The 13309-nt window shown below is 36.1% G+C and carries 11 protein-coding genes; 8 read left to right on the plus strand and 3 right to left on the minus strand.

Annotated elements, in window-relative coordinates:
• Window positions 1–6 precede the first annotated feature (6 nt).
• Together ACQ33O_RS07300 and htpG are read left to right on the plus strand one after the other, a co-directional pair.
• Entirely contained in the window at window positions 7–2124 is a 2118-nt protein-coding gene (locus ACQ33O_RS07300; protein ID WP_430994912.1) for a DUF5689 domain-containing protein, read from the plus strand.
• 122 nt (window positions 2125–2246) lie between these two features.
• A complete protein-coding gene (gene htpG, locus ACQ33O_RS07305; RefSeq protein ID WP_430994913.1) occupies window positions 2247–4061 on the plus strand; it encodes a molecular chaperone HtpG in 1815 nt (604 codons plus the stop codon).
• Here htpG and ACQ33O_RS07310 read toward each other — a convergent pair.
• The 3 genes from ACQ33O_RS07310 to ACQ33O_RS07320 are packed head-to-tail and all read right to left on the minus strand — an operon-like array spanning window position 4058 to window position 7427.
• Complete coding sequence (locus tag ACQ33O_RS07310) at window positions 4058–4714, minus strand: class I SAM-dependent methyltransferase (RefSeq protein ID WP_430994914.1); 657 nt, start codon at window positions 4712–4714, stop codon at window positions 4058–4060. The genes htpG and ACQ33O_RS07310 overlap by 4 nt on opposite strands.
• Window positions 4711–6414, minus strand: a complete 1704-nt coding sequence (recJ, locus tag ACQ33O_RS07315) for a single-stranded-DNA-specific exonuclease RecJ (protein ID WP_430994915.1) — start codon at window positions 6412–6414, stop codon at window positions 4711–4713. The genes ACQ33O_RS07310 and recJ overlap by 4 nt, the downstream gene beginning before the upstream one ends.
• Window positions 6415–6464: 50 nt before the next feature.
• Window positions 6465–7427 (minus strand): polyprenyl synthetase family protein, encoded by a 963-nt coding sequence (locus ACQ33O_RS07320; protein ID WP_430994916.1) that lies wholly within the window; start codon window positions 7425–7427, stop codon window positions 6465–6467.
• Window positions 7428–7711: 284 nt separating this feature from the next.
• Between ACQ33O_RS07320 and ACQ33O_RS07325 the strand changes: the two genes are divergently transcribed.
• The 6 genes from ACQ33O_RS07325 to ACQ33O_RS07350 all read left to right on the plus strand — a co-directional run bounded on the left by ACQ33O_RS07325 (window position 7712) and on the right by ACQ33O_RS07350 (window position 13306).
• Window positions 7712–9334 carry an OmpA family protein gene (locus ACQ33O_RS07325; protein ID WP_430994917.1) on the plus strand — a complete coding sequence of 541 codons (1623 nt, stop codon included), beginning with the start codon at window positions 7712–7714 and terminating at the stop codon, window positions 9332–9334.
• A 301-nt stretch (window positions 9335–9635) separates the two neighbouring features.
• Window positions 9636–10466 carry an outer membrane protein assembly factor BamD gene (locus tag ACQ33O_RS07330; RefSeq protein WP_430994918.1) on the plus strand — a complete coding sequence of 277 codons (831 nt, stop codon included), beginning with the start codon at window positions 9636–9638 and terminating at the stop codon, window positions 10464–10466.
• Window positions 10435–10776 (plus strand): DNA-directed RNA polymerase subunit omega, encoded by a 342-nt coding sequence (locus ACQ33O_RS07335; protein WP_430994919.1) that lies wholly within the window; start codon window positions 10435–10437, stop codon window positions 10774–10776. The genes ACQ33O_RS07330 and ACQ33O_RS07335 overlap by 32 nt, the downstream gene beginning before the upstream one ends.
• Before the next feature lie 73 nt (window positions 10777–10849).
• Window positions 10850–12040 carry a bifunctional phosphopantothenoylcysteine decarboxylase/phosphopantothenate--cysteine ligase CoaBC gene (gene coaBC, locus ACQ33O_RS07340; protein WP_430994920.1) on the plus strand — a complete coding sequence of 397 codons (1191 nt, stop codon included), beginning with the start codon at window positions 10850–10852 and terminating at the stop codon, window positions 12038–12040.
• Entirely contained in the window at window positions 12033–12950 is a 918-nt protein-coding gene (locus tag ACQ33O_RS07345; RefSeq protein WP_430994921.1) for a DUF4835 family protein, read from the plus strand. The genes coaBC and ACQ33O_RS07345 overlap by 8 nt, the downstream gene beginning before the upstream one ends.
• Window positions 12947–13306: a DUF4296 domain-containing protein gene (locus ACQ33O_RS07350; protein WP_430994922.1), complete on the plus strand. Its 360-nt coding sequence runs from the start codon at window positions 12947–12949 to the stop codon at window positions 13304–13306. The genes ACQ33O_RS07345 and ACQ33O_RS07350 overlap by 4 nt, the downstream gene beginning before the upstream one ends.
• Window positions 13307–13309 lie beyond the last annotated feature (3 nt).

Genomic DNA, 13309 nt, shown 5'->3' on the forward strand with positions numbered 1-13309 from the left:
TAAAATATGAATAAGTTTTTTAAATTATCGACCACAGTCCTATCAGTTATTTTGGTAGCAACTATATTAAATTCTTGTAAAAAGAAATTTGATGAGCCACCTGCAGCAACCGACCCTGCTATAGCGGTTACGCATACTATCAAAGATTTTAAAGCTAAGCATACTGTAGCAGGTGCTTATGATCTTATCTCGGAAGACATTGTGATTTCCGGTGTTGTGATCTCTAGCGATAAATCGGGTAATATTTACAAACAGATTTATATACAGGATGAAACCGGGGCAATTGCTATTAACGTTGATGTGCCAAGCATTGGAACCTCATTTCCTCTTGGAAGAAAGGTTTTTGTGAAATGTAAAGGATTAACACTTTCTGACAATAACAAACAAATACAATTAGGAATGAAATACATCCTTAATGGTGTTGTAGGTTTGGAAGGAATCCCTAATTCACTTGTTAGTCAATATTTGTTTGGTGGAACTTTGAATAACCCTGTTGTGGCACATTTGGTTACTCCTGCTCAACTTGGTGGCGCTACTGTAAATATGCAGGACCGCTACATAGGAGATTTAGTACAATTAGAAAACTATGAGTTCGTTAATGCAGATAAAAACAAAACTTATTCAGATACCTCTGCTTATAAATCTACAGTAAATCTTAACGTTAGAAACTGTTCAGGTGCAAGTTCAAATTTAATTATTCGTACAAGTGCTTATTCAAATTTTGCAGGCGTTAATGTGCCTGACGGAAACGGTACTATTACAGCTTTATACACCGTATTTGGAAATACTAAACAAATGATTATTCGTGATACAAGCGATGTTCAGTTTGCAGGAATCAGATGCGATGGATCAATTCCGGGCACAGAACCTACCTTGATCACGATTGCAGCTTTACGTGCTATGTTTACGGGAACTGCGGTAGATATTTCATCTAACAGAATTACAGGTGTTGTAATATCAGATTCAAAAAATATCGGTGCAGGTAATATTGTAATTCAACAAGGTACAAGTGGTATCGATCTTTTCTTTGGCACTTCAGCTGCATCTGCATTAAGTGCATTTAAAGTTGGCGATTCAATTGTAGTAGATATCAGCGGAAGTTCTTTAGAATCATATAATGGAATGTTAGAAGTTGTTTTGTCATCAGGGGCAGTTCCTTTGTCGGCAGCAGGTACAGGAAAAGTTGTTACTCCGGTAAAAAGAACCATTGCTGATGTAATTGCAAATATGGCTTCAATTGAAAATACATTGGTTACTATTGATAATGCAACAGCAACTTCAGGTACTTTCAGTGGAAACAAAACATTGACAGATGCAAGTGGTACAATGATCATCAGAACATTAAGTACTGCTGATTTTGCAGGAACAAGTTTACCGGCCACTTGTCAAAATTGGACAGGGTATGTGAGCAGATTTAATGCCGATAATCAAATTTATATCAGAACATTAGCAGATATGACTGCAGGATTGAGTTGCCCGGTTGCACCGCCTACCACAGGTTTAGCAATAACAACTTCACCTTTCTTATTGAACTTTGATGCGATAGGTACAGGTTTACCTTCAGGGGTAAGTGTAAGAACAGCTTCAACTGCAACTGCTTTAGGTGCTACCGGTACATATCAGCCTTCAAACGCTACAGGTATATGGACTAAAACTGCTAGCGCCTTCAAAAACTTTGCATCAGCAAGTAATGCCGGCTTTACAGCAACAACCGATTCAGCAACTCAGGCAGATGCAACCAACAGAGCATTGGGTTTACGTCAGGTAAGTGCTACAGATAAAGAAGTTGCATTTGTTTTCCAATTGGATAATACAACCGGTAAAACTAATTTTGCAATAGAATTCTTATTACAATCGTTGGATCCTTCGGTAGGTAGAACAGTTACCTGGTCTGTAGATTATGGTATTGGCGATGCTCCTACAACTTTTACTCCTATTACAACATCAGGAACTATGACCACTGGACCGGTGTTTACCAACAACACTATTACAGGAAGTTTTGGTACTGCTTTAGATAATAAAGCAAGTAAAATATGGATCAGAATTGTTGCTTTGGGTGCTTCAACCGGTTCAGGAAATAGACCATCTTCTGCGGTAGATAACTTTAAACTTACTTGGAACTAAGCATTTCGAGATAATATAATAAAAAATCCTCCGACTGGTTCGGAGGATTTTTTTTGTCATCATGTCAGTAAACGGGCCGTGGCATTTTATTTGTGAAAGGAACAAAAACATAACATACAGCTATGCAAAAAGGAAACATACGTGTACAGACAGAAAACATTTTTCCGATCATCAAAAAGTTCTTATACAGTGAGCATGACATTTTTCTAAGAGAATTAGTAAGTAACGGGGTGGATGCTACTCAGAAATTAAAAACTTTATCATCTATCGGCGAGGCAAAAGGCGAATTGGGCGAATTGAGAATTGATGTAAAAATTGACACTGAAAAAAAGACATTGACAATTTCCGACAGAGGTATTGGTATGACAGCCGAAGAGGTTGATAAATACTTGAATCAGGTTGCATTCAGCGGAGCAGAGGAGTTTGTAGAGAAATATAAAGGACAAAACGAAAATAATATCATTGGGCATTTTGGATTGGGTTTTTACAGTGCCTTTATGGTAAGTGATAAAGTTGAAGTAATCACAAGATCTTTCAAAGAAGGTGCTAAGGCGGTAAGGTGGGAGTGTGATGGAAGTCCAGAATTTATTTTAGAAGATGCTGAAAAAGCTGAAAGAGGAACGGATATCGTCCTGCATCTAAATGAAGAAAGCCTTGAATTTCTTGAGACAGCCAGAATTTCAACTGTGCTTGAGAAATTCTGTAAGTTTCTGCCAGTACCTATCTTTTTTGAAGATAAGCAGATCAATAATCCTGCTCCGGCATGGACAAAAAAGCCATCAGAATTAACAACAGAAGATTATCAGAATTTTTACAAAGAATTGTATCCATTCAATGAGCCACCTTTGTTCTGGATTCACCTTAATGTTGATTATCCTTTCAATTTAACGGGCATTTTATACTTTCCTAAGATCAAACAAACTTACGAGTTGCAAAAAGATAAGATACAGTTGTATTGCAACCAAGTTTTTGTAACAGATGAAGTGAAGGATATTGTTCCGGAGTTTTTGATGTTATTGCAAGGTGTGATCGATAGTCCGGATATACCGTTAAATGTTAGTCGCAGTTATTTACAAGGCGATCCGAATGTAAAAAAGATCAATGCACATATTACCAAAAAAGTTGCGGATAAACTAGAAGAGATATTCAATAATGATAGAAAGTCATTCGAAGAAAAATGGGAAAGCCTTGGTCTGTTTGTTAAATATGGTATGATGACAGACGACAAGTTCCTTGATAAGGCGAATAAGTTTTTAGTGATGGAAGATACTGACGGTAAGTTCTATACACAGGAAGAATATAAACTTGCTACAGAAACATTACAAAAGAATAAAGACGGAAAGCAGGTAATTCTGTATACAACCGATACTGTGCAGCAGGATGCTTTCATTCAACAGGCAAAAGCAAAGGGCTACGTGGTTGTAAAAATGGGAACTATTATTGATGGAGGTTTTATTAGTCAAATGGAAATGAAATGGGATAATATTCAGTTCACCAGAGTTGATAGTGACATCACCGACAATCTTATTGATAAGCAAGAAAACGTTGAAAGTGTTTTAAGTAAAGATGATGAAACAAAATTGAAAGAGTTGTTTACACTTCAGGTTCCCGAGTTAAATATCAATGTAGAAATTAAAGGTCTTTCTGCAGAAGCTCCCCCTGTAACAGCTACCAGGCCTGAGTTTATGCGTAGAATGAAAGATATGGCTGCAATGCAATCTGGCATGGGGGCGTTCTATGCTCAAATGCCTGATGAAGTTACATTAACCGTAAATGGTAATCACCCTATCTATAAAAATTTACTTTCTCAATCCGAAACAGGTAAACAACAAAAAGCGATTCATAATTTGGCAGATCTTGCATTGTTGTCGCAAGGATTGTTAAAAGGAAATAGTCTAACCAATTTTATTAACCGCAGTGTTGAGTTAATGAACTAAAGATTATTTTTCAAAATACAAACTTCTAAATATTTAAGACGTTTACTGTAATATACTTCAGTAAACGTTTTTTTTGTAAAACTGTTTTTCAATACAGGATTAACATACACAATGTAAACTTCACGTTTGTTTGAAGCAATACTTTGTTGAATGTTTTGTACAACTTTATTCATAATGAGTTCATTGAACGGATTGAATAAAAATATACAATCAACATCATTAGGGATCTTGTAGTTGGCTGCGTCTGTAGCTATTACATCAAAAGTTGAAGTGGTTTTTTTTAACAAACGAGTGTTTTCAATTGCATCTTCGCACAATGATTTTGAAAAATCTATTCCTGTAATTTTCTTAAACTTATACTGAGAAGCGACACAGATCACTCTTCCTTTTCCACAACCGATATCAAGAAAATGGCGGTTGATAGTTGAAGGAAGTGAAAAGAAAATTTCTTCTAAAAGATCGTAGCTCACCGGCATGTAGATCGTTGCATTAAAAATATCTACTCCGCTTTTTTTTAAATTATCTACACCGGTTGTTTTAATGCCGTATTTTTTTTCGCCTTTGATTTCTTGTATGATAATATGTGATGCGATCCTGAAATTCCAGTTGAAACCAAGATAAAAAAAATAGTGTATGTAAGTTAATATTTTCATTCACTCAGGCGAAGGTCAATAACTTTTAATTGTAAAGATGTTTGCCCATTGTATTCATTCTCATCAATTGTAAATACAATATCCAGCGGTTTTTTCTCCTGAATTAATTTGAATTTATCAGCCATATTAAATCCAATGCCTGTAAAAGTTTTAGTGTTACTAGTTACAACAAAACGAATGTGATGGTCTTTAACGATTTTTGAATAGCCGTTATCAATTACTTTTTTGACCACAAAAACCGGACGCATATTTTCGGGGCCAAATGGTTCCATCTGACAAATAATATTGTAAAAGCTTGCTGTTATTTCTTCGAAAGAAATTTCGGTATCAATAATAATTTCAGGTATCAGTAATTGTTCATCAATGGAGTTGCTCACTACCGATTCAAACTTATTGCTGAATGCTTCAATATTTTCAGGTAATAGCGATAAACCTGCTGCAGCAAAGTGACCGCCGTATCCTAACAGATATTCCCTGCATGCATGAATGGCTTCGTATAAATTAAAGCCAGTGACGCTTCTGGCACTTCCGGCTGCTATCTCACCACTTCGTGTAAGCACTACCGTTGGTCTGTAGTAGTTTTCAGTAAGTCTACTTGCAACAATCCCCACTACGCCTTTATGCCAATGCTCTTTATATACAACAGTGGTTTTTCTTTTTTGTAACAAAACATCGTTGTTGATCATTGCCAGTGCCTCTTCTGTAATGGTGCTATCAGCTTCTTTTCTGTCGCTGTTGTCGCTGTGTAGCATTTCGGCAAATTCCATTGCTTTAATGGGGTCTTGTTCAACAAAAAGTTGAACGGCTTTTTTTGCATCATCCATCCTGCCGGCTGCATTAACTCTTGGGGCAATAATGAATACTACATTATTGATCGACAATGATTTTTGGATGTTAGCCAGTAGTATCAGTGCTTTAACGCCGGGGCATGGATTTTCGTTGATCTTGATTAGGCCATGATATGCTAGTATTCTATTTTCCCCGGTCATTGGTACTATGTCGGCTGCTATTGCTATTGCTGTCAGATCAAGATAACAGTAATAAAATTCTTCGTCTATGCTATATCGTTGTGCTAACGCTGTGATCAATTTAAATCCTACACCGCAGCCACACAATTCTTTGTAGGGATAATTACAATCGACCTGTTTGGGGTTTAATATGGCAACGGCTTTGGGTAAAACGAGATCGGGTAGATGATGATCGCAAATAACAAAATCTATACCTAACGTAGAGGCATATGCTATCAGGTCGGCAGATTTGATCCCACAATCGAGAGAAATAATAAGAGAGAAATTATTTTCAGCCGCAAAATCAATGCCCATCTTACTTACGCCGTATCCTTCTCGGTATCTGTGTGGGATGTAAAAATCAACATTTTCCGGATTATATATCTTGCAAATGAACTGATACATGCAGGCCACAGCAGTGGTGCCATCAACATCATAATCGCCGAATACGAGAATTTTTTCTTTTTTTTCAAATGCCGTTACAATGCGTTCAACAGCTTTTCCCATATCCTTCATTAAATATGGGTCGTGAAGTGCTGTTAAAGAAGGTCTGAAGTAATTTTTTGCCTTTTCAAAATCATCAATACCACGTTGAACAAGTATTTTGCATAGCGTGTTACTAATTTTTAGCGAAGCTTGTAGTGCAGTTGCTTTTTTCTCGTCTGTCTGTAGTATGTTCCAGCGTTTATCCATTGTATTTGATTATTCGGGAGTAGTATAGCACATTGCAACTGCACATCGAATTAGTATTTTCTATCCGTTGTGAATCTCACAAGTTCCTCTAATGCTTTCCTGACAGGACTTTCAGGGAATTCATAAAGAATGGTTAATGCATCATCTCGATACACATTCATTCTTTCAGCAGCATATGCAATTCCCCCGGCTTTTACAACAGCATCAATCACTATATTTATTTTTTCCGGGTCTTTGTTCTCATTCTTTATGATGTAGATCAACTGCCTTTTGGTTGCATTGTCTACTTTATTTAGGGTATAAATCAATGGTAGTGTTAATTTTTTCTCTTTTATGTCATTTCCGGTAGGCTTGCCAACGTCTTCTTTCCCGTAATCGAACAGATCATCTTTGATCTGGAAAGCGATTCCAACTTTTTCTCCGAATAATTTCATTTTATTGGTAATTTCATCACTTTGCGATGTAGTATAAGCTCCTACAGCACAAGCAGATGAGAGGAGGGAGGCGGTTTTACTACGAATGATCTCAAAATAGATATCTTCACTCAAATTAAGGTTTCTGGATTTCTCAATTTGCAACAACTCTCCTTCACTCATTTGTTTTACGGCTTCAGACAATAGTTGCAGGTGCTTAAAATCATCATTTCCGGTAGATAACAAAAGGCCTTTTGAAAGCAGGTAATCTCCTACAAGCACTGCTATTTTGTTCTTCCAAATGGCATTGATGGAAAAAAAACCTCTTCTTTCCAAAGATTCATCCACAACATCATCATGTACGAGAGTTGCGGTATGCAATAATTCCACCAAAGCCGCAGCCCTATAGGTACTTTCATTGATGTTTCCGTGTAGTTTTGCCGATAAAAAAACAAACATGGGACGTAGTTGTTTGCCCTTACGTTTGATGATATATTTCATAATTCTATCAAGTAACGGGGTGTTACTTTTAACTGCCTCGGCAAACTTCTTTTCGAAGATATTGAGCTCTTCTCCGATGATATTTTTTACAAAATCCATGTTTCTAAATGAGGCAGCAATTTAGGCTATAAAACCAAACCGACAATATAGTAAAATAATTATCCATTGCCTTTATAGCCAAACAGATGTACAAAAAGGAAAATAATTTGTCTGTGATGCAGCGTATGTGTATTAACATTAGTCATACAATACGCAGAAAATGTGAAAGATAAAAAAGAAAAAAACTAAAAAATTGATAAAAAAATTTGGTTTTTAACAATCAATCGATATTTTTGCATTCAATCATCATGTATTTTCAGATTAAAATCAATAATCATTTAGTTATGGCAAGCAAAAAGTACAAATTATTATTAGGGCTCTTAACCCTTGTCGCTTCATCAACCTTTGCCCAGTCGGGTAGTGGTTATAGTGCAAGCGATTCGTCTGTAATTCCTTCAAAAAGGATGCCGCAGCACAACGAATTTTGGAACAACACATATAATTTCCCTGCAAAACCACGTAACATGTGGGAAGTTGGTGTTGGTGGCGGTATGTTCACTATCAGTGGTGACGTTCCATCTGTGATTCCAACTTTTGGTTTTGAAGCACACGTAAGAAAAGCATTCGGATACATTTTCTCTTTGAGATTACAATACGCACAAGGTGTAGCTAAAGGTCAACATTGGTTACATGCTGATAACTTTGCTAAAAACACAGGTTTAAATCAGTACTACAACGCTCCTGTACGTTCAGGAAGTGGTACTCTTGTAAGTTCTGGCGCTGTACCTGATCATGGTATCGACAAAGTTTATTACAATTACAAAACTCAATTGAAAGATCTTGGTTTACAAGCAATCTTCACTTTGAATAACATCCGTTTCCACAAAGCTAAAACTGGCTTTAACCTTTATGGTGGTGGTGGTATCGGCGCTACTTTATACAAAGCAAAAATCAATGCTTTGGGTAGCGATAACAATCCTTACAATTATTCATCTATTGCAGATGGTACTCACAGTGGTAGAAAAGCTACTATTGATTTGATCAAAGCTTTATCTAACCACGATAACACTTACGAAACTGATGCTGAAAATCAAGGAACTCGTCGTCCAAAAATTGGAGACTACACTTTGAAACCTTCTGGTACAGTGTTAGCTGGTGTTGCTTTCAAATTAAGCAAAAGAATCAATTTAGCTCTTGAAGATCGTCATACATTTGTTAAAGACGATTTGTTGGATGGTCAACGTTGGCAAGAACAAGCAATCGGTGATGCGGTATTAACTCGTGATTTCGATTCTTGGAATGCTTTAACTTTAAGCGTTAACTTCAACTTAGGTGCTAAATCTGTTGAACCATTGTGGTGGTTAAATCCATTGGATTACGCTTACAGCGAGTTAAACAATCCTAAACACATGAAATTACCTAAACCATCTTTTGATGATGCTGATGGTGATGGTGTTCTTGATGCTCTTGACAGAGAACCAAATACTCCGGCTAACTGCCCAGTAGATACTCACGGTGTAACTAAAGATACAGATGGTGACGGTGTACCTGATTGCAAAGACAAACAATTGATCACGCCTACAGATTGTCAACCAGTTGATGCTGATGGTGTTGGTAAATGTCCGGATCCAGCTTGTTGTAAAGACATGGTAGCTCAAGCTCCAGTTGCTGATTGTCCTTCAGATTACCCAAGCTTAAGCTTTAAAGGTGTTAGTACGTCTTTAAGCGCTGATGCTAAAGCTCTTTTATCAAGTGTTGCAGCTAAATTAAAAGCTAATCCAACTTGTTCTATATCTATCACTGGTTACCCAGGTGCATCAAAAGCTGCTCAAGCGGTTTGTGCTAAAAGAAATGATGCTATCAAAGCTTACTTAGTTGAAACATTAGGTATCAGCGAAGATAGAGTTACTTTCGATTGTAGCGTAGATGGTGGTGATGTTAATACAGTAGATATTAAAGCGAACTAAGTTTTTATTTTCACTTTTTGCTCAATGATAGAACCCTCTCGATTATTCGGGAGGGTTTTTTAATTGTTGTTATGTGAGTATAGAAAGGTGTCTGTTGAAAGTTGGAGGTTGGAAATAAGCCTTCAATTGAAGAAAACATTATAAGATCAATCAGCTACTCAATCTTTAATCTGCAACCTCCAGTTTCCAACTTCCAACCTGTCCAACTGCACCGCTTTTACAAAACCTTAACGCTCTATCTTTTGTCAATAAAAGATTTATACTGATTTTAGAGTTATTTTCATTAATTTTGCACTCCTTTATGAAGTTTTCAAGCATTCTGTTTTCAATCGTTTTTTTCGCTCTTGTTTTTACATCTTGCAGTAAATACAGCAAGGTGCAAAAAAGTAACGATTATGCTTATAAACTGGAAATGGCCGATAAGTATTTTGATGAAAAAAAATACAGAATAGCACAGGAATTGTATGAAGAGCTTTATCCTGTTTATAAAGGAACCGATAAATTTGAAAAGATCTATTATAAAGATGCATACTGTTTTTACTATTTAAAAAATTACAGAGATGCAGAGAATTTCTTTAAGGGTTTTTTAGAGGTGTTTCCTAACAGCGAAAAATCTGAAGAAGTTGATTTCATGCATGCGTTATGTTTTTTTAAACAGTCGCCGAAAATTGAATTAGATCAAACAAGTACAGCTAAAGCGATTGGAGTGATGCAAACATTTATATCAATGCATCCTAATTCTCCTAGAATTGCTGAAGCAACAGCAATTATTGATCAATGCCGTGCAAAGCTTGAATTAAAGGAAGCAAGAGCCGCAGAGTTGTATTATAAGGTTGGTCAGTATAGAGCAGCTGCATTGGCCTTTACAACTGTTTTAAATGATTATCCGGAGTCTTCTAAAGGCGATGAGTATAAATTAAAAACGATCAAATCGTATTATCATTTTTCAAAGTTAAGTATTACTGAAAAGCAGATAGAACGATTTGAAAAAGTAATTTCAGAGTATCAGGATTTTGCAGATAGGTATCCTGAAAGCAGTTTACTGAAAGAAGCAGAAGAATATAGTAACCTAAGTAAAAATTATATTAAAGAAATACAAAATGAGCAAGCTAAGACGCCAACTAAGCTCTAGTACCAGTAATGTGGTTGAGCCAAAAAATTTGTTTGATTTAAAAGAGAAAACAGGTAATCTGTATGAGTCGATTGCAATCATTGCAAAAAGAGCTAATCAGATCAATATCTCTATTAAGGAAGAGTTGCATAACAAACTGGAAGAGTTTGCAAGTCATACTGATAGTCTTGAGGAAATTCATGAAAATAAGGAACAAATAGAAATATCTAAAGCTTACGAACGTATGCCTAATCCGGCATTATTATCTTCTCAGGAATTTATTGAAGATAAGATCTACTTCCGTAAAAACGATGAGGATTTATTTAGTTAAGTTTTAGCATATTTTCTGAATAAGAAATCATAATTTTAGTCCCGTCTTACTAGAGTATGACGGGATTATTTTTATGTTGCAAGGAAAAAAAATATTAATAGGTGTTAGTGGCAGTATTGCTGCATATAAAATTCCTATACTGGTGCGTCTTCTTGTAAAAGAGGGAGCTGAGGTAAAGGTTATTCTCACACCTTCGGCAAAGAATTTTGTTTCACCACTTACACTTTCCACACTTTCAAAAAATCCGGTTTTAAGTGACTTGGAGTTGAACGATTCCTGGGCAAACCATGTAATGCTGGGTAGATGGGCAGATGTTTTTCTTATAGCACCACTCAGTTGTAATACATTAGCTAAAATGGCTACGGGTATTTGCGACAATTTATTAACTGCGGTATATTTATCTGCTACTTGTCCTGTTGTTGTAGCTCCTGCAATGGACGAAGATATGTGGCATCATGCATCAACACAATCAAATATTTCAAGAATACGATCCTTCAACAATCAGGTTATACCGGTGGAGCATGGAGAATTGGCGAGTGGTCTTTCGGGTGATGGTAGGATGGCCGAGCCGGAGACAATACTTCAATGGGTGAAAGATTTTTTTTTTGACAAGGAACAATTAAAAAGGAGAAAAATATTGATCACAGCCGGCCCTACTTACGAGGCGATAGATCCTGTAAGGTTTATAGGAAATCATTCGTCCGGTAAAATGGGAGTTGCTATTGCCTCAGCTTTTGTAAAAAGAGGAGCAATGGTTACAATGGTACTAGGGCCATCACATATTCCAATTCCACAAGGTGTTAATGTAGTAAGAGTAAGATCGGCTGATGAGATGTATCAGGTATGCGATCAGCTTTTTGAAAACATTGATATTGCTGTTATGAATGCTGCTGTGGCGGATTATACACCGATAATTGTTTCAACGGAAAAAATTAAAAAGCAGGCCGATAGTTTTTCCATCGAACTAAAAAAAACAAAAGATATTTTAAAGCATTTGGGAGAAGTTAAAAAAGGAGGACAGTTTTTGGTAGGGTTTGCATTGGAAACGACGGATGAAAAGGAATATGCATTGAAGAAATTGAGAGATAAAAATGCCGATATGATCGTTTTAAATTCATTGAGAGATGATGGAGCCGGTTTTGGTCACGACACCAATAAAATAACTATTTTTGATAAGCAAGGGAAGGAATATCTGTTTGATAAAAAATCAAAACAAGAAGTGGCAAATGATATTGTAAATACTATCGTAGAACTATATGTATAAAGTAAAGTATTTTGTTGTTTTACTATTGATAAGCAGGATTGCTGTGGCTCAGGAGTTGAATGCAAGAGTAACAATTAATAGCAGTGCCGTTAATCGGACTGTTAACAAGAATGTTTTTTTAACCTTACAATCATCGATGACCAATTTTCTGAATAATAGAAAGTGGTCAACTGAAGTTTATTTGCCATCAGAAAAAATTGATTGCAGTTTTATATTCAATATTGAATCAACCGATGAGACGAATGTTTACAAAGCATCCTTAACAGTGCAGGCCGCAAGACCGGTATTTAACTCTACTTATCTGTCACCGATTGTTAACTATCAGGATAAGGATGTTAGTTTCAAATACATAGAATTTCAGCAATTGGAATTTAATGATAATAGAGTTGCCGGATCCGATGCTCAGATATCAAACTTAACAGCCATCTTAGCTTATTACGCATACATGATCGTTGGATTTGATAAAGATTCCTATTCATCAAAAGGTGGCACTGTTTATTTTCAAAAGGCTCAGAATATTGTGAATACGGCTCCTGAGTCGAGAAACATTTCCGGCTGGAAGGCATTTGATGGTATTCGTAACAGATATTGGCTTTCTGAAAATATGTTGAACAGTCGTTATACAGTGATGCATGATGTCTATTACAATTATTACAGAAAATGCCTTGATAAAATGTATGAAGATGAAAAATTGGCAAGGCAGGAATTGATGGGAGTATTGAACTTACTAACCACTTATAATTCAGATAATCCAAATACAATGATCAATCAGTTTTTCTTTCAGGGAAAGGCTACAGAGTTGATCAAAATATTTTCAAAAGCTTCACCGCAAGATAAAGTTAGAGCATCCGAAATATTGCAAAAGCTTGATATAACAAATGCAGGCAGATATAAAGACGAATTGAAATGAGATTGATTGTATTGTTACTTGTAGTCACTTTCTTATTTGGTTGCAACGGGGGAGCTACTTCCGGTGAAATATTGAGTAAGAAAAAAATGCAACAAGTGTGGTGGGATATTATCAAGGCAGATGTTTATACTACTCAAATACTCAGACACGACGCACTAAAAGGCATTGATACGGTCAATATAAAACTGCAACAACAAATATTCGATCTGCACAAAGTTTCAAAAGAATCATTTTATAAAAGTTACGCTTATTATAAAGATCATCCGAATGAAATGCAGGTGATATTGGATAGTATGGCTGCCAATAAAATGAGAGAAGATCGGTTTAAATTTTCTAAACCTTATCTAAAACGATAATTG

The organism is Ferruginibacter sp. SUN002, from assembly GCF_050611725.1.
Classification (GTDB): domain Bacteria; phylum Bacteroidota; class Bacteroidia; order Chitinophagales; family Chitinophagaceae; genus Ferruginibacter.